This is a genomic window from Sphingomonas sp. GW821-FHT09E03, assembly GCF_059416225.1.
Window position 1 is genome coordinate 15,794 of the sequence record NZ_JBWKOS010000007.1, and the last position, 16,508, is coordinate 32,301.

General features: G+C 66.8%; 21 protein-coding genes. 10 read left to right on the forward strand and 11 right to left on the reverse strand.

Features of this window, described 5'->3' with window-relative positions:
• Positions 1-3 precede the first annotated feature (3 nt).
• The 3 genes from hslO to queE all read left to right on the forward strand — a co-directional run bounded on the left by hslO (position 4) and on the right by queE (position 2,469).
• On the forward strand, positions 4-915 hold the full coding sequence (gene hslO / locus AC07M8_RS14435) for an Hsp33 family molecular chaperone HslO (protein ID WP_495175028.1): 912 nt from the start codon (positions 4-6) through the stop codon (positions 913-915).
• Positions 916-1,129: 214 nt separating this feature from the next.
• The gene (gene queC / locus AC07M8_RS14440) at positions 1,130-1,840 is read left to right on the forward strand and encodes a 7-cyano-7-deazaguanine synthase QueC (RefSeq protein ID WP_495175029.1); all 711 of its coding nucleotides are present in this window, start codon (positions 1,130-1,132) and stop codon (positions 1,838-1,840) included.
• Positions 1,837-2,469, forward strand: a complete 633-nt coding sequence (queE, locus tag AC07M8_RS14445; protein WP_495175030.1) for a 7-carboxy-7-deazaguanine synthase — start codon at positions 1,837-1,839, stop codon at positions 2,467-2,469. The genes queC and queE overlap by 4 nt, the downstream gene beginning before the upstream one ends.
• Positions 2,470-2,538: 69 nt before the next feature.
• Here queE and AC07M8_RS14450 read toward each other — a convergent pair whose 3' ends face one another.
• The 3 genes from AC07M8_RS14450 to lipB form a co-directional block, all read right to left on the reverse strand.
• Positions 2,539-3,201: a hypothetical protein gene (locus AC07M8_RS14450; protein ID WP_495175031.1), complete on the reverse strand. Its 663-nt coding sequence runs from the start codon at positions 3,199-3,201 to the stop codon at positions 2,539-2,541.
• Between the two features lie 221 nt (positions 3,202-3,422).
• Positions 3,423-3,692 (reverse strand): hypothetical protein, encoded by a 270-nt coding sequence (locus tag AC07M8_RS14455; protein WP_267393978.1) that lies wholly within the window; start codon positions 3,690-3,692, stop codon positions 3,423-3,425.
• Between the two features lie 89 nt (positions 3,693-3,781).
• The gene (lipB, locus tag AC07M8_RS14460; protein WP_495175032.1) at positions 3,782-4,483 is read right to left on the reverse strand and encodes a lipoyl(octanoyl) transferase LipB; all 702 of its coding nucleotides are present in this window, start codon (positions 4,481-4,483) and stop codon (positions 3,782-3,784) included.
• Between the two features lie 89 nt (positions 4,484-4,572).
• On the opposite strand from lipB, the gene AC07M8_RS14465 reads away from it, so the two are divergent.
• Positions 4,573-5,382, forward strand: a complete 810-nt coding sequence (locus AC07M8_RS14465) for a DUF7847 domain-containing protein (protein WP_495175033.1) — start codon at positions 4,573-4,575, stop codon at positions 5,380-5,382.
• Positions 5,379-6,119, forward strand: a complete 741-nt coding sequence (locus AC07M8_RS14470; RefSeq protein WP_495175034.1) for a hypothetical protein — start codon at positions 5,379-5,381, stop codon at positions 6,117-6,119. The genes AC07M8_RS14465 and AC07M8_RS14470 overlap by 4 nt, the downstream gene beginning before the upstream one ends.
• Here the strand turns inward: AC07M8_RS14470 and AC07M8_RS14475 are convergent.
• From AC07M8_RS14475 to AC07M8_RS14490, 4 genes are all read right to left on the reverse strand, one after another.
• Positions 6,116-6,700: a GNAT family N-acetyltransferase gene (locus AC07M8_RS14475; protein ID WP_495175035.1), complete on the reverse strand. Its 585-nt coding sequence runs from the start codon at positions 6,698-6,700 to the stop codon at positions 6,116-6,118. The two genes, AC07M8_RS14470 and AC07M8_RS14475, sit on opposite strands and share 4 nt — an antisense overlap.
• On the reverse strand, positions 6,691-7,533 hold the full coding sequence (gene hemF / locus AC07M8_RS14480) for an oxygen-dependent coproporphyrinogen oxidase (protein WP_495175036.1): 843 nt from the start codon (positions 7,531-7,533) through the stop codon (positions 6,691-6,693). The genes AC07M8_RS14475 and hemF overlap by 10 nt, the downstream gene beginning before the upstream one ends.
• A gap of 84 nt (positions 7,534-7,617) precedes the next feature.
• The gene (locus AC07M8_RS14485; protein ID WP_495175037.1) at positions 7,618-7,836 is read right to left on the reverse strand and encodes a hypothetical protein; all 219 of its coding nucleotides are present in this window, start codon (positions 7,834-7,836) and stop codon (positions 7,618-7,620) included.
• A gap of 111 nt (positions 7,837-7,947) precedes the next feature.
• Positions 7,948-8,418, reverse strand: coding sequence for a tRNA (cytidine(34)-2'-O)-methyltransferase (locus tag AC07M8_RS14490; RefSeq protein WP_495175038.1), 471 nt, complete (start codon positions 8,416-8,418; stop codon positions 7,948-7,950).
• A 170-nt stretch (positions 8,419-8,588) separates the two neighbouring features.
• Between AC07M8_RS14490 and petA the strand changes: the two genes are divergently transcribed.
• The 5 genes from petA (at position 8,589) to AC07M8_RS14515 (ending at position 12,744) form a co-directional block, all read left to right on the forward strand.
• Positions 8,589-9,170 carry a ubiquinol-cytochrome c reductase iron-sulfur subunit gene (gene petA / locus AC07M8_RS14495; protein WP_267393990.1) on the forward strand — a complete coding sequence of 194 codons (582 nt, stop codon included), beginning with the start codon at positions 8,589-8,591 and terminating at the stop codon, positions 9,168-9,170.
• A gap of 11 nt (positions 9,171-9,181) precedes the next feature.
• Positions 9,182-10,468, forward strand: coding sequence for a cytochrome b (locus AC07M8_RS14500; RefSeq protein ID WP_267393992.1), 1,287 nt, complete (start codon positions 9,182-9,184; stop codon positions 10,466-10,468).
• Positions 10,469-10,491: 23 nt separating this feature from the next.
• A complete protein-coding gene (locus tag AC07M8_RS14505) occupies positions 10,492-11,334 on the forward strand; it encodes a cytochrome c1 (RefSeq protein WP_495175039.1) in 843 nt (280 codons plus the stop codon).
• 92 nt (positions 11,335-11,426) lie between these two features.
• Positions 11,427-11,957: an adenine phosphoribosyltransferase gene (locus tag AC07M8_RS14510; protein ID WP_495175040.1), complete on the forward strand. Its 531-nt coding sequence runs from the start codon at positions 11,427-11,429 to the stop codon at positions 11,955-11,957.
• A 124-nt stretch (positions 11,958-12,081) separates the two neighbouring features.
• Complete coding sequence (locus tag AC07M8_RS14515; protein WP_495175041.1) at positions 12,082-12,744, forward strand: hypothetical protein; 663 nt, start codon at positions 12,082-12,084, stop codon at positions 12,742-12,744.
• 86 nt (positions 12,745-12,830) lie between these two features.
• Here the strand turns inward: AC07M8_RS14515 and AC07M8_RS14520 are convergent, their stop codons facing one another.
• From AC07M8_RS14520 to AC07M8_RS14535, 4 genes are all read right to left on the reverse strand, one after another.
• Positions 12,831-13,277 (reverse strand): MaoC family dehydratase, encoded by a 447-nt coding sequence (locus AC07M8_RS14520; protein WP_495175042.1) that lies wholly within the window; start codon positions 13,275-13,277, stop codon positions 12,831-12,833.
• 67 nt (positions 13,278-13,344) lie between these two features.
• The gene (locus tag AC07M8_RS14525) at positions 13,345-14,640 is read right to left on the reverse strand and encodes an alkaline phosphatase family protein (protein WP_495175043.1); all 1,296 of its coding nucleotides are present in this window, start codon (positions 14,638-14,640) and stop codon (positions 13,345-13,347) included.
• Between the two features lie 80 nt (positions 14,641-14,720).
• Positions 14,721-16,040 (reverse strand): hypothetical protein, encoded by a 1,320-nt coding sequence (locus AC07M8_RS14530; protein ID WP_495175044.1) that lies wholly within the window; start codon positions 16,038-16,040, stop codon positions 14,721-14,723.
• 46 nt (positions 16,041-16,086) lie between these two features.
• The gene (locus AC07M8_RS14535; RefSeq protein WP_495175045.1) at positions 16,087-16,392 is read right to left on the reverse strand and encodes a hypothetical protein; all 306 of its coding nucleotides are present in this window, start codon (positions 16,390-16,392) and stop codon (positions 16,087-16,089) included.
• Positions 16,393-16,508 lie beyond the last annotated feature (116 nt).

Sequence of the window (16,508 nt, forward strand, 5' to 3'; positions counted from 1 at the left end):
GGCATGCAAGAAACCACCATCGATCTGGATCGCGCGCTCGGCTTCGCGATCCCCTCTCGCAGTGCGCGTGGCCGCGTCGTCCGCCTGGGGCCGACGCTCGACGCGGTGCTTGCCGCCCATGCCTATCCGCCGGCGATCGAGGCGCTGCTCGCCGAGGCGCTGACGCTTGCCGCGCTGATCGGCTCGACGCTCAAGGACCCGGCCGGCCAGCTGACCATGCAGACCCGCAGCGACAGCGGCGTCGTCCAGCTGCTGGTGTGCGACTATCGTGGCGGCGAACTGCGCGGCTATATCGAATATGATGCCGAAAAGCTCGCCGAGTCACCGGAGAAGCCGACGCTGTTCGCGCTGTTCGGCCAAGGTTATCTCGCCATCACCTTCGATCTCGCGACCAGCGGCGAGCGCTATCAGGGCATCGTCCCGCTCGACGGCGATACGCTCGCAGAGGCGGCCGAGAGCTACTTCATCCAGTCGGAGCAGATCCCTAGCCTGGTTCGCGTCGGTATCGCCCGCGACGCCGATGGCCACACGGTCGCCGGCGGGCTGTTCCTCCAGCATCTGCCCGAGGGCGAGGTCGGCCGCGAGCGGCTGCATACCCGGCTGGATCATCCCGAATGGGAACATGTCGCTGCCCTCGGCGGCACCATGGGGGTGGACGAGCTCGCCGATCCGGCCCTGCCGCTGGAAACGCTCGTGTGGCGGTTGTTCAACGAAGAGCCGGAGGTGCGCGCGCTCGCCTCGACGCCGCTCAGCCGTGGCTGTCGCTGCAACGCCGATTACATCGCCGGGGTGCTCGCCAAATTCTCGATCGAGGAACGGCGCGAGATGGCGGACGAGCACGGCTTGATCCAGGTCGATTGCGCTTTCTGCTCGACCAAGTTTCCCGTGCCCGCTGAGGCGGTTGCGGCGGAATGATTCGTTCCGTCCCGCTGCGCTCACCGGCTGCCGTTCCGGCTTGTTTCGGCGGGAACGGCGGGCGTTAACGCGCTTTTCACCTGCAGCCCTTAAGCGGGGTGAGTGCTTTCTTTCGGCACGCTTTTCTCCCTAAAGAGCTTTGCTCTTCCCTAAGGGCCGCGGACCTCCGCGGCCCTTTCTTTTTGCGCCCGCTTGGCCTAGCGCCGCGCGGATCATGGCAAACCAACCTCAAGCCGCACCGCTGGCTGTTGTGCTCGTCTCTGGCGGGCTTGATTCGATGATCTCCGCTGCCAGCGCCCGTGAGGCCGGCTATCGACTGCTCGCGCTGTCGATCGACTATAACCAGCGTCACCGCATCGAGCTCGCCGCCGCCGCCCGCGTCGCCGCCGCGCTCGGCGCCGAGCGCCACATCGTGCTGCCGCTCGATCTCTCCGCCTTCGGCGGCTCGGCGCTGACCGACGATATCGACGTGCCCAAGGACGGTGTCGGCGCGGACGGTGAGGGTGGCATCCCGGTCACCTATGTGCCCGCGCGCAACACCATCTTCCTCAGCCTCGCGCTCGGCTGGGCCGAGGCGGCAGGCGCGCGCGACCTGTTCATCGGCGTCAACGCGCTCGACTATTCGGGCTATCCCGATTGCCGCCCCGAGTTCATCGCCGCGTTCGAAGGGCTGGCGGAGATCGCCACCAAGGCGGGCGTCGAGGGCGAGCCGTTCAAGATCCACGCGCCGCTCCAGCACATGACCAAGGCGGACATCGTCCGCGAAGGCGCGCGGCTGGGGCTCGACATGGGGCTGAGCTGGTCGTGCTACGACCCCACGCCGGCCGGCGAGCATTGCGGGCTGTGCGACAGCTGCCGGCTGCGCGCCAAGGGCTTTGAGGAGGCAGGCGTCGCCGATCCCACGGTGTATGCCGTCAGGCCATGAGCTACGCCGTCAAGGAGATGTTCCTGACCCTGCAAGGCGAGGGCGTGAATGCCGGCGCTCGCGCGGTGTTCGTGCGCTTTGCCGGGTGCAACCTGTGGAGCGGCCGCGAGACTGATCGGGCGACCGCGGTATGCCGCTTCTGCGACACCGACTTCGTTGGCACCAATGGCCTGGGCGGCGGTAAGTTTGCCGATGCCGCGGCACTGGTCGCGGCGGTGGCGGGGTTCTGGGGTGAGGGCGCGGAAAACCGCTTTGTCGTTCTCACCGGCGGCGAGCCGATGCTGCAGATCGATGACGCCCTGGTGGGGGCGCTGCACGATGCGGGCTTCAGGATCGCGGTGGAGAGCAACGGCACGCTCGCGGCGCATCCGGAAATCGACTGGGTCTGCATCAGCCCCAAGGCGGGTAGCACCGTCGTGCAGCGTACCGGCGACGAGCTCAAGCTGGTCTGGCCGCAGACCGGCAGCGATATCGACGAGATGGAAGGCTGGGCTTTCACCCACCGGCTGCTGCAGCCGCTCGACGATGCCAATCATGCCGCCAATACCGAGGCGGCGATCGCGGTGGTGATGGCGCGGCCGCACTGGCGCCTGACGCTGCAGACCCACAAGTTCCTGGGATTGCGCTAAGCGCTTCCCAAGGGGCTCTCGTCATCCCGGGCCACGCCCAGGATGACGATGATCAACGTAGCAAGGCGATCAGCGAGCCGCGGTGGCGATGCCCGCCGGCGGCCAGCTGCTGACACCGCATTTCTTGGCCACCCAGCTGCCCTTCTTGTCCCAGCATTTGGGGTCGAGCACCGGCAGTGACGCGTAATCGCGGCGCAGATAGGTGGAGAAATGCTGCTCGCCATAGGGCACCAGGCTGTTGCGCAGTTCACGGATCCGCTCATGTGCGATCACGTTGAAGCTGCCGCGTGGGACGAACACCGCGTCGCGGCCGATCACGCTGGCGGTCTGGCAGAACCCATATTGTGCCGCGACCGTGGCATAGCCGGAATAGGTGCGGGTGCCGAACTGGTCGAGCGCCACCTGGCCCAGCGCCTTGGTCTTGGCGACGCGGTTGAAATATTTGGTGAGGGTGTCGAACGAGGCCTTGAGCTCGGCCTCATGATCCTTGATCACCGCATTGTAGTTGGGGACGGTGAGCAGCGTCGGTTCGAACTGGCATTGCAGCGCCGCCACGTTGAGCGCGGCCCGCATGCTCCACATTACCGCGGCGCGGCGCTCGGCTTCGGTCGATCCCGGCAGCGCCTGGCCCAGGCCTTCTTCGTCGCCGCGCACGACATCGCCGCGGAAATCGTGCGAGCGCAGGAAGAACTGCGCGGAGGCCGGCGCGGCCGCCGCCAGGCTCATGGCCATGCCACCAACGGCAAGGGCGCAACGCAACATCGTCATCTCAATCGATCCTCACCGGAAGTATTAGTGAGCGATTCTAGAGCTATTTGCCCGCCGACCCAATCCCCCATTAACGGCAATCGCCGATCAGTCGACGCAGACGCGCGGCCAGCCGTGGAACAAAGAAAAAGCCGCCCGGTTGCCCGGACGGCCGTTTCATCAACGTAAAAACTCCCGGGTGGGAATTACATCGCGTTGGTGGTCGTGGTCGTGTTCGTGGTCATCATGGTGTCGTTGCCCATGGCGCCCGTGTCGTTGGCCATCGCGCCACCGTTCATCGAACCGTCGACCGCGGTCATGTTGTCGGACATGGTGCCCATGTCGTCGGTCGTGTTCATGTCAGTGACCATGGTGTTCTCGGTCGTGGTCTCGGTCTTCGGACCGCAAGCCGAAACGGCCAGCGCGGCGCCGGCGATCAGCGAACCGGTCAGAACCTTGGAGATGAGTGCACGCATTGGAAGCTCCCTAGAAAGAGGATTTGGAGGCTTGCTGGCCCTTTTAATACCCAAATCGTGGTGGACATTAATTCGATAAGCCCACGCCCTCAAGCCCCGTTTTCAAGGTCGCAAGAAAGAGTATCGAGGAAAGGCTTGGCGGTGAACGCCAGCGCGGCGTCGAAAGTTGCAAGATCGGTGTCGTTTCCGAGCGCTTTGAGGCTGGTGACGGCGAAGTCCGGCAGCCCGCATGGTACGATCCCGCCGAAATGGCCGAGGTCAGGGGCGACGTTGACCGAGAAGCCGTGCAGCGTGATCCAGCGTCGCACCCGCACACCGATCGCACCGATCTTGGCCTCCTCGCCGCCGTCGCGCGTCCAGATGCCCACCCGGCCTTCGGCGCGAAACGCGTCGACGCCAACCCGCGCCAGCGCCGCGATCACCCAGCCTTCTACGCCATGGACGAAGCAGCGCACGTCGCGACCACGCTTGTTGAGATCGAGCACGAGATAGCCGATCCGCTGGCCGGGGCCATGGTAGGTATATTTGCCGCCTCGCCCGGTGGCGATCACCGGAAAGCGCGGGTCGATCAGGTCGGCGACGTCGGCGCTGGTACCCGCGGTGTAGACCGGCGGATGCTCGAGCAGCCAGATCAGTTCGCGCGCTTCGCCCGCCAGCACCGCGGCGGCGCGCGCCTCCATCGCGGCGAGCGCCTCATCGTAAGGGGTCAGCCCCGGCGTCACCCGCCATTCGATCCCGTCGAGCCCGGGTATGTCCGTCGTCGTCACCCGGCCCATCTGGGCCACGGGCATCGCGCTTGCAAGCGATGGCCAAGCGACGGCGCTTGGGCTAATCGCCCGGTGGGAAGGCACTGGGCAGACGGGGGTAGCCAATGGTCAAGATGGGCAATGTATGGGATCGCACCAGCGAGGTGCTGAGCGGCCGGGCAGGGATGCTCGCCGGCATCGCCGTGCCGACGCTGCTGGTGCCGACAATCGTGCGCGATGCCTATGTTGCCTATGCGACGCCGGGCACGGTGAGCTTCGCGCTCGTCGGCGGTGTGCTATCGATCGTGGTGCTGGTGATCATGCTGTGGGGCGAGCTGGCGATCATCGCCGCTGCGAGCCATCCGACCACCGGCCGCACCGAGGCGCAGGCGCTGGCGAGCAAGCGGCTGCTGCCGTTGATCGGTGTATCGCTGGTGCTCGGCCTGATCATCACCTTGCTGTTCGTGCCGGCGCTCGTCGCTCTTGCCGGCTCGGGAATGGATTGGCGAGCGATGGCTGCCGGTACGATGCCTGCGGCCGCCCGGCCCGGGGCGCTGGCGTTCGCCGGCCTCTACAGCGTCGTGGTCGGCATCGTCTCCTTCTTCGTATTCGCTCGCCTCGCCGTGCTGAATGCGGTGGTGCTACACGAGCAGCGCGGGCTCGGCGCGCTGCGCCGCAGCTGGCAGCTGACGCGGGGCCACACTTGGCGCATCGTCGGCGTCCTGATCCTGTTCAGCATCGTCTTCGGCATCGCCGTGATGGCGGCGAGCTCGGTGTCCGGGCTGATCTTCCGCCTGATCCTCGGCAGCGACGCCACCGCCACCGTGACCCTCCTTGCAGGCGTCGTCGGCTCGATCGTCAGCACCATCTTTACCGTCATTGCGCTGGCGTTCGTCGCCCAGCTCTACGTCGCCTTCGTAGCCAGGCAGCCATTACCCGCATGAAGATCACCTTTGCCGGCGTGCTCGCCGATGCCTGGGCGCTGCTGCGCCGCGACGCGGGGCTGCTGCTGCGGGTGGTGCCGCCGTTCCTGTTCCTGCCGGCCTATGCGCTCACCTTGTTCGTGCCGCCGATGCCGATGCCCGAGCAGGCGATCGCCGATGCGCAGACGCGCGCCGAGACCTGGACCAACGCGGTATCGGTGTGGGTGCAGGGCTATGGCCTCGGCTTCTTCCTGGCTTATGCGCTCGCCTATTACGGGCTTGCCGTGATCATGATGCTCTACGTGGATCCGACGCGACCCGCGGTCGGCACCGCGATGAAGCGTGCGCTCGTTCTTTATCCGCGCTTCTTCCTGGCGATGATGCTGGTCTCGATACCGGCTGGCTTGGGCATGTGGGTGCTGGTGATCCCGGGGCTGTACGTACTCGGGCGAACGATGCTCACCGCGCCGGCGCTGGTCGCCGAGCAGCCGATCGGCGCCTGGCAGGCGATCCGCCGCTCGCTGGCGCTCACCCGCGGGCAGGGGCTGTCGCTGATGGGATTGGCGGCATTCGGTTATCTGGTCGGGCTGCTCGCCGGCCAGCCGTTCCTGCTTGCCGACACGGCCTTGCGGGAAGGCGGCGGGGGCAATCCGATCGCGGTGGCGCTGGTCGATGCCGCCGCCGCGACGGTGGCGATGGCCACCCAGCTCGGCCTCGCGCTGATCGCGATCTGTGCCTATCGCCGGCTGGCGCGTTAGCCGAGCAGCGGGATCTGCGGCGCGGTGTGGCGCGGCAGCAGCCCAAGCAGGCGCGGATCGGGAAATGTCTCGATCGTCCGCCTGACCGCGGTAAAACCCTGCGCGCGGTAGAAGTTGAGCGCCGACGGGTGATCGAGCGTGCAGGTATTCACCGTCAGCCGTGTCACCTCCGGCAACCAGGCGCGCATCTGCGCCTCGGCCATCAGCCAGCGGCCATGGCCCTTGCCGGCCAGCTCCGGGACCAAACCGAAATAGGTGAGGTCGCACGACCCTGGCAGGCGATGATCGAGCTCGAGCAGCCCGACCTCGATGCCGGTGCGATCGACCACTGCATGAACGCCGACTGCGGGATGATGGATGATTGCCGCCAGCGCGTCATCGGCCATCGCCAGCCGCGAATACCACAGCCACGGACTTCCGACCCGGCGGAACAGCGTGCGGTAATGGTCGAGCTCCGGGGGCGCCCAGGTCACCAGTCGCAGCGGGGCGGCGGGCAGGGGGCGCAGCGGCGGTCGCCGGGTCATTTCCAGCGTGGTCACCACCGTCGCCAGCTCGCCGGGCGCGACCGGGATCAGTCCCATGTCGCCACCGGTGGCAGGCTCATCAGGATCGCGTCGATATTGCCACCGGTCTTGAGCCCGAACAGCGTGCCGCGGTCATACACCAGGTTGAATTCGGCATAGCGGCCGCGCCACGCCTTCTGCGCGGCAACGTCGTCGGCCGTGAACGGGAGCGCCATCCGCCGCCGCACGATGCGCGGATAGGCGTCCAGAAACGCCTCGCCGACAGCGCGGGTGAAGGCGAAATTGGCGGCGAAATCGCCTTCGAGATGATCGTAGAAGATACCGCCGACGCCGCGGTGGACCTGGCGGTGGGGAATGTAGAAATACTCGTCCGCCCAGTCCTTGAACCGCGGATAGTGGGCCGGATCGTGCGCATCGCACGCCGCCTTCAGCGTCGCATGGAAATCGTCGGTATCCTCGGGGATCGGCAACGGCGGGTTGAGATCGGCGCCACCGCCGAACCAGCGCTTGGTGGTGACCAGGAAGCGCGTGTTCATGTGCACCGCGGGCACGTGCGGATTGGCCATGTGCGCGACCAGGCTGATCCCGGTCGCAAAGAAGCGCGGATCCTCGCCAGCGCCATGGATGGTGCGGCCGAACTCGCCCTCGAAGGTGCCGCCGACGGTGGAGACGTTGACCCCCACTTTCTCGAACACCTTGCCCTTCATCACACCGCGGGTGCCGCCGCCACCCGGCTCGCCGCTGGGATCGATTCGGTCCCAGGGCGTGTAGGCGAAGCATGCGTCGGAGCCGGCCTCGCGCTCGATCGCCTCGAACGTGGCGCAGATGCGGGTGCGCAGGTCCTCGAACCAGCTACGGGCGGCGGACTGTTCGTGATCGAGTTCCAGCATGGCGGCGCCATAGCGGGATGGACTGGCCAAAGTCGAGTTGCGCCGCCGCCGCCGACTCACCGTCGGGCAGGCGACGCTGGCGCCTCAGGCGGTGCGCAGGCGCAGCGGGGTGCGTGTGACGGTGCCCGTCAGGATGTTCTTGCCGAACGCGGTGCGCATGGTCGCGGCGGCATCGCCGTTCATCAGCACCACGCGAGTGCCGCCGGAGGGCAAGGATTCGATCGCGCTGATCGTGACGTCGTGCTTGCGGCACAGGGCAACGACCTGCTGTTCGGTAGACTTGACGTTGATTGCGCGAGACATGCGGCTTCCTCGACTTGAGCGGGAGCGCGACATCATCTCTCAGTCAGGCCGTGCTCAGCGAGGGGACCCAATGGCGTCGTTATGCGCCATCGAGCACCAAAACACAAGGACTTACCCTTGCTGCAAGGGCTGCTCGTCGGGCCATCCGCCGGTCTGGCGCAGCGCCTCGGCGGTGATGATCGCCGCCGAGGCGGCGACGTTGAGCGAGCGCAGGCCGGCACGCATCGGCACCCGCACGCGTAGGTCGGCGCGGTCGTGTACCGCCTGCGGCACGCCTGCGCTCTCCGATCCGAACAGCAACACGTCGCTCGCCGCGAACGTCGTCTGCGGCAGCGGCTGGGCGCCCGCGGTGGTCGCGAGCACGATCCGGCCGTCGACGGTGGCCAGGAACGCCTCCCAGTCGACATGGCGGCTCACCGTGATTGCCGCCGCATAATCCATCCCGGCGCGGGCGAGCCCGCGATCGCCCCAGGGAAAGCCGGTCGGTTCGATCACGTCCACCGCCACCCCGAAGCAAGCCGCGGTGCGCAGGATGGTGCCGAGATTGCCGGCGATGTCGGGCTGGTACAGAGCGATCCTCATTGCTCGTGCCACTACAGCGTCGCACCCCGCCCCGCAAAATGAAGTTGGCAAAGGCGATTGCCGCCGTCTATCACTTCGCCATCCTGACGTGGGGACGGCAGGGTCGGCGGGGGCCTGGACCGTTAACGGCAAGGCTCTCGACCTCATAAAGATAATAAAGGCTGAGGCTTATGGTGAGTGAGAGCACGGTCCCACCCGGTGAATCGCCGGAACCGTTCGACGAACATGCATCTGATCCTCGCCGTCGTGACTTCATCAACATCGCCGCCGTATCCTTCGCCGGGGTCGGGGTGATCGCGATCGTGCTGCCGCTCATCAACCAGATGAACCCGTCTGCCGACGTGCTGGCGCAATCGACCACCGAGGTCGACATCTCCAAGATTGCGCCCGGTCAGGCGATCAAGGCCAGCTTCCGCAAGCAGCCGCTGTTCGTCCGCAATCTTACCCCTGCCGAGATCGCCGAGGCCAACAAGGTGGATATCGCCAGCCTGCGCGATCCGCAAACGCTCGCCCAGCGCACCAAGCCCGGCAAGGAGAATTGGCTGATCACGCTCGGCGTCTGTACCCATCTCGGCTGCGTGCCGCTGGGCGCCGGCGAGGGCGAGAACAAGGGACCGTTCGGCGGCTATTTCTGCCCCTGCCACGGATCCGCCTATGACACTGCGGCGCGGATCCGCCAGGGGCCGGCGCCCAAGAATCTCGCCGTGCCCGATTACACGTTCAATTCCGACACGCTCGTGACGGTTGGTTGAGGTAGCGACAGATGAGCTTTCCCTGGGCCAAACATTATCAACCCAAGCAGCCGCTGATGCGGTGGCTCGACGAGAAGCTGCCGATGCCGCGGCTCGTCTACAATGCGGTCGGCGCGGGTTATCCGGTGCCGCGCAACCTCAACTATTTCTGGAACTTCGGGGTGCTCTCGGGCGCGGCGCTGGCGATCCAGATCGTCACCGGCATTGTGCTGGCGATGCATTTCGCCGCCAATTCAGGCGTCGCCTTCGGCTCGATCGAGAGCATCATGCGTGACGTCAACGCCGGCTGGTTCCTACGCTACGCCCATGCCAACGGCGCCTCGATGTTCCTGTTCGTGGTCTATGTGCACATCGGCCGCGGCCTCTATTACGGTTCGTACAAGGCGCCGCGCGAGATGGTGTGGCTGCTGGGCGTCGTCATCTTCCTGCTGATTATGGCCACCGCGTTTATGGGCTATGTGCTGCCCTGGGGGCAGATGAGCTTCTGGGGGGCGCAGGTGATCACCGGCTTCTTCTCGGCAATACCGCTGGTCGGCGACAGCATCCGCATCTGGCTGCTCGGCGGCTTTGCGCCGGACAATGCGACGCTCAACCGCTTCTTCTCGCTCCATTATCTGCTGCCGTTCGTGATCGCGGGCGTGATCGTGCTGCACATCTGGGCGCTGCACATCCCCGGTTCGAACAACCCGACCGGCGTCGAAGTCAAGGGCGAGCAGGATACCGTGCCGTTCCATCCCTATTACACCGCCAAGGACGCGGTCGGTCTCGGCGTGTTCATGCTCGTGTTCGCGGCGCTGATCTTCTTCAGCCCTAACCTGCTCGGCCACCCGGACAATTACATCGAGGCCAATCCGCTTTCGACGCCGGCGCACATCGTACCCGAATGGTATTTCCTGCCCTTCTATGCGATCCTCAAGAGCTTCACCGCCAATTTCATCCTGCCCGCCAAGCTGTGGGGCGTGCTGGCGATGTTCGGCTCGATCCTGCTGCTGTTCTTCCTGCCCTGGCTGGATAGCTCGCCGGTCCGCTCGGCCAATTACCGGCCGGTATATCGCGTGTTCCTGATCATCCTGCTGATCGACATTCTGGTGCTCGGCTATGTCGGCGGCGCCGAGGCGACCGCGAAGAACGTCATGCTCGGCCAGGTCGCGGCGGCTTATTATTTTGCCCACTTCCTGATCATCCTGCCCTGGGTGGCGCGGGCCGAGCGGCCGCGGCCGTTGCCCTTCTCGATCACCGAAGCGGTGCTGGCAAAGCAGGGCGGCACCAGCCCGGCCAAAAGCGCGGCGCAAGCCTGAACCGACTGGGGGATTAACCACTCATGCCTCGCATCATCGCCTCGCTGATCGGCGTCGTCTTCGTGTTCGTGCTCGGACTCGCGCTGTTCGGCACGATCAGGACCGCCATCACCGAGCCGGCACCGGAAACCGCCGAGCACGTCTTCCACCTGCATCCCCAGTCGATCGGGCTGTCGTCCGGCGGTTTCTTCGGCAAGTTCGACCGGCGCCAGGTGCAGCGCGGTTTTCAGGTGTACAAGGAGGTCTGCTCGGCCTGCCACAGCCTCAAGTTCGTGTCGTTCCGCGACCTCACCAAAATCGGCTATTCCGAGGCTGAGGTGAAGGCGATCGCCAACCAGTGGGTGATCGAGCAGCCGACGATCAACCCCGACACCGGCGAGGCGACGACACGCAAGAACGTGCCGAGCGATCGGTTCCCGTCGCCCTTCGCCAATGAGGTCGCCGCTCGCGCCGCCAACAACAATGCGCTGCCGCCCGATCTGTCGCTGATGGCCAAGGCACGCGAGGATGGCCCCAACTACATCCACGCGCTGATCACCGGCTATCGTGCCCAGCCGGCGGCGCTGCTCAAGGAGTTCCCCGGCGCCAAGACCCCGCAGGGCCTTCACTACAACCCGTATTTCGCCAATCTCAACATCGCCATGCCGCCACCGCTAACCGCTGACAATCAGGTCGCCTATGCCGATGGCACCAAGGCAAGCGTTGATCAGATGGCACGCGACGTGTCGGCATTCCTGACCTGGACGGCCGAACCCAATCTGGAGTCGCGCCACGCCGCCGGCTTCGGGGCGATCATCTTCCTGGTGATCTTCTGCTTCCTCGCCTGGGGCGCCTATCAGAACGTCTGGCGCGACGTGAAGCATTGAGGGCAGCGCCGTCGTCCCGGCCACGCCCGGATCGCGTGCCACGGGCGGCGAGGGTCTTTCCCTCGCCGCCCGTGGCACGCTAGGAGGTGGTCATGAACGATGACCTCGCGGCGCTGATCCGCACCATCCCGGACTTTCCCAAGCCCGGTATCCAGTTCCGCGACATCACCACGCTGTTGCTCCACAAGGCCGGGTTTGCCGCCACGATCGAGCGTATGGCGGCGGCGACCCGCGGGCCGGTGGACCTGGTTGCCGGCATCGAGGCGCGGGGCTTCATCTTCGCCGCGGCACTGGCGGTGCCGCTCGATGCCGGGGTGCTGCTGATCCGCAAGGACGGCAAGCTCCCCGGGGCGACGATCGGCGAGGATTATGCGCTGGAATATGGCGAGGACCGGATCGTGATGCACGAGGATGCGCTGGTTCCCGGCCAGCGCGTGCTGCTGGTCGACGATTTGATCGCCACCGGGGGCACCGCGCGTGCCGCGGTGCGGCTGCTGCGCAAGGCGGGTGCGGTGCTCGAGCAGGCTCAATTCGTCATCGATCTGCCAGAACTCGGAGGCGCCGAGGCCTTGCGCGGCGACGGCATCACAGTGGATTCGCTGATCGCCTTTGCCGGTCATTAACGGTTCAGGCGGAACCTGCGATAGACCGCCCTCGTTGAACGACGATCGGCGCGTATCCAGCCTGCCTAGCGAGCTTTTGCCAAGCCAGCCCGCCACGCGCCTCTCATGTGTTTGGGAGAGCACCATGTTTTTGAAGCGTTTAGGGCTTGCTGCCCTGATCATTGGTGCCGGCATCGGCACTGCCGGCTGCACCGACGGTTATGGTTATAGCGGCGTCGGCGTCGGCTATGGTCCGGCAGGCTATGCCGATGGCTATTATGACGCCGGCTACGGCGGTTACGGCGACGGCTACTATGGCGGTGACCCCTATTACGGGGGCTATGGCTCTTCCTATTTCGGCTGGTACGGCGACTATTATTATCCGGGCACCGGCATCTACGTCTATGATCAGTATCGTCGGCCGTTCCGCTGGAATGATGGCCAGCGGCGCTACTGGCAGGGCCGGCGCGGCGGCGGTCGCGGCAACGGCGGCTTCCAGAACAACTGGAACGGCTTCAACCGCGGCGATCGTGGCCCCGGCGGTCCAGGATTTCAGGGCAATCGGGGTCCCGGTTTCCAGGGCAACCGCGGACCTGGCGGCTTCCAGGGCCGTCTGCGCGGTGACGGCGGCCGTGGCGGCTTCAATCGTGGCAACGGTGGCGCTGCGGTGACGCAGGGCGCGGACGCGACGCCACAGGCGGTGGCGCCCGCGACAGCGCCGCAGGCCCGGGGCAATGGCGGCTTCCGTGGCGGCGGTGGTGGTTATCGCGGCGGCCCGCGCGGCGGCGGGCGCGGCAGCCGTCGCTAGGGTGTACGGGCGGCCGCCGAGCTAGATCGGATGGCCGTCACCCAGGCAGGTTCGGGGTGACGGCTGATCCAGACGCGTCTCGAGCCTCAGGCGGGTCGTGTCGCCACCATCAGGTTCGATACGAAGGTCATGACCGCCACGTCGTCCTGATTGAACACGGTCATCCGGCTCTTCAGCAGCCCCATCTCAGGCCGGCTTGCCGACCGCCGAGCCTCGAGCACTTCCGTCTCGCATCGCAACGTATCCCCCGGATACACCGGCCGCAGCCATCTCAGCGCGTCGATCCCGGGGGATCCGAGCCCCGCGTGGCCGGTCGCGGCTGAGTGCTCCACCAGCATCGCCATGGTCATTGCACAGCTATGCCAGCCGCTTGCCGACAGCCGGCCGAAATGCGTCGCAGCCGCGGCTTCGTCGGAGAGGTGGAAGGGTTGCGGATCGTAGCGTTCCGCGAATGCGATCACCTCCTCGCGGGTCACGGCATAATGGCCGAAGCTCGCGGTGTCGCCGACGGCGATATCCTCGAAATACTGCATACGGTGGTCTCCCAGTCTCCGCGAGGCTACACCCTTCTTTGGCAAAGGTGCAGCCCCGCGAAAGCCGTCAGCGGCGAAGCACGCCCCTGAACGGCGCATCGTCGCCGTCGATCCGGTCGCCCACGGGCAGGCCGAGCAGATCGCGCAGGAGCGGCGCAACATCGGTGTTGTCGAAGCTCGTCAGCGTCTTGCCGCGGGCGAAGGCAGGGCCGCTGGCGACGAACAATGCTGCCATGTCCGGCGCGCGATTGTCATAGCCGTGCATGCCGCCGCTACCGGCGATGGTCGGTGCGGTCTTCAGCACCATCCAGCCGGGTTCGGCGAGGCAGATATAAGGCGGGATGCGCGGATTGGTGCCATAACGCAGCCGTGCCGGCACCTCGCCCTTGCGCCAGCAGGTCAGATGGTCGTGCGGACGCAGCAGCGCCTTCTCCACCGCGGCCTCGCGGCCGGGAGCGGGAAACAGCGTCGCATAGGGGCCGGTCTCGACCAGGCGGTAATCGGCAGGATCCTCCAGCTGGTCCATCGCGATGGTGCGGGCACTGCTGGTCGCGGCCATGCCGTGATCGGCGACGATCACCAGATTGGCCGGCTGGCCGAGCCCGGCGAGGCCCTGCACCAGCCGCCCGATCTGCGCGTCCACCCCGGCCACGGCCTCGGTAGTCTCCGGCGCTTGCGGGCCATGGGCATGGCCGGCGCTGTCCACCGTGTCGAAATAGAGCGTGATGAACCGGGGGCGCGTGGCGGCCGGGCGACGCAGCCAGTCGATGACCGCATCCACCCGCTGCGCGCCGGTCACCGCCTGGTTGAACTGCTGCCAATCCTCGGGCCGGGTCGCGCCGGCGACCGCGCCGTGGCTGTTGGGGATCGGCGTCCCGCCCCAGCCGACATTGGCGCCCGGCCAGAACATCGTCGCGGTGCGGATCCCCGCCTTCTCCGCGCTGACCCAGATCGGCTCGGCGGCATTCCACCAGAACGGATCGTCGGTCGCCATGGTGAAGGTTTCGCCGGGGCGGGCCGGATCCTCCATCTTGTTGCCGACGATGCCATGGTGATCGGGCACCTTGCCGGTGACCAGCGTCCAGTGATTGGGGAAGGTGACGGAGGGGAAGGACGGACGCATCGACGCCGAGACACCCGCAGCGGCGAGGGCGTTGAGGTTCGGGGTCACGCCACGCTCGCGATAATCGGGGCGGAAGCCGTCGATCGAGACGAGGATCGTCACCGGCGCGCGCGCCTCGGCAGGCGCCGCGGCCGCGACATAAGGCGCCGGCTGGTTGGCGGGGCCGAGCGCGGGGGGCGTGTAGGGATAGGCGCAGGCGCCGAGCGACAAGGCGAGGGCGAGCAGGGGCAAGTTTTTCACTGGGCAGCGTCCCGATCAGGGGTAGGGGCGCCCGCCCTCTAGGCGCGCGGCGAGGGCGGGGGAAGGGCTTGCCGGCCTTGTCAGATCCCCAGCGCGAACTTGGCAAACAAGGTCCAGCTGACGGGATCGCCATAGGCCGTGTCCAGCACCGTCGGCTTGGCATAGCCAGCCACCGTGCCGCCCAGCGCGACCCCCAGCGGCCCGCTGATCCGCAACCGATAGGCGTAGCCCGCCTCCACCTTCGTTACCCGGAACTTGGCATCGTGGAGCGGGCTCGCCTCGTCCGGGAACAGCTCGTCATTGGCGACATTCTCCACCCGGCCGAAGATCGCGTGATGGCGGTCGATCTCCCAGCTCGCTTCGCCGAGCCACGCGCTCAGCGCCCGGCCGGGCAGCCGGTCCTTCAGCGCATAAGCAACCGTCGTGGTCAGCCCGCCGGTGGCATATTGCACGCTGGCGGTGGTCCGCGCCTCGTCCTCGCCCGGATGCTGTTCCTCCGGGCTGTCGAGCCGGCCGTGGCTGACCTGCACCGCCCAGTGCGGCGAGGGCGTCCAGGTGCCGCGCACGCTCCATGAATCGAGCGCCGGCGTCTCGACGTCCCAGCGATGCTCGTCGGGCTCGCGGCCGCGAAATGCCGAGGCTTCCAGCTGGAAGGCCGACGCCGCATAGCCTGCGGTCACCACGCCATAGGTGATGTGGGTGGAATCAAACCAGTGATGGCTGATCGGCGACAGCGGCAGGTAGCGCGCCGAGCCGCGGTGCATGAACGCGCTTGGTCCCAGCGCCGGCTCGCCGACCGGGGCTGCATAGACAAACACACTGTCGCCGCTGCCCAGCCGGTAATCGACCCGCGCCGACAGCTCCATGACCAGGTCGTGCGGGTGTTGGCGATCGACCAAGGGCGCGCCATCGGCGACTTCGCCGGTTGCGAACAGATTGGGATAACCGCGCTGTCCCATCGCTGGCTCAAGGCTCGCCATGCCGCGCAATTGAAGGTGGAGGCGATCGCTTAGGTCGGTGTCGCCCATCAGCATCGCCATCGACTCGATAAACGCCGCACGATCGCCGCGCGGGCCGCCCTGGTCGGTGGCGACGCCCCAGGCGTAGCCGTGTGCCATCAGCATCCACTTGCCGGCATGAATCATCTTGCCGCGCATGGCGCCCTCGTCGGATGGCAGGCGCGCGGTGCCGGACCCTTGCACATAGGCGCCGCTGCCGATCATGGCCGCCATGCCGCCGAGGTCGTCGGCCATCCCGGCCATCGGCGTTTGATGCGCCATGCCGGCCATCTCCGGCATCGGCATGGCCATGCCGTCCTGATGCTCGTGGTCCTGCGCCACCGCCGTCATCGGCAGCAGCGCGGCGGCGGCAAGCGCCGCCAGCCAACTCGTCTTGTTCATGAGAAACTCCGCTTGGATGAGGATCGCCCCGGAAGGGGCTGGCCGCTCAGGCGAAGCGGGGTGGGCGCCGTGCCGGCAGCGTGTCGCCGCCAAGGTCGAGCCGGGTCGGGACCGCGCTGGGGATTAGCGTCGGGGCGAGCAGCGGCGGCAGGATCCGCGCCGCCAACCAGTCGGACGGCGGGATGCAACCGATGCAGCCGTGAGGCGGGGTCGCTTTTGGTTGACCATGACCGGGCATCGGCATGGCATGGTGGGTCATCACAGCAGGCGCCAAGTCGTGGCAGGCCGCCGGCGCCGCAGTCGGCACCGCAAATATCGCCAGCATCAGGGCAAGGATCAGGCGCATCACCACGCCGCGGAGAATAGGCGTCGCACGTAGGCAGGACAAGCGGCGTCAGTCAGGCGCTTGCCCCGGACCTGCGGCAGCGAGCGGGGAAACCGTCGGCGCAAGGCAGCGAACTCCCCCGC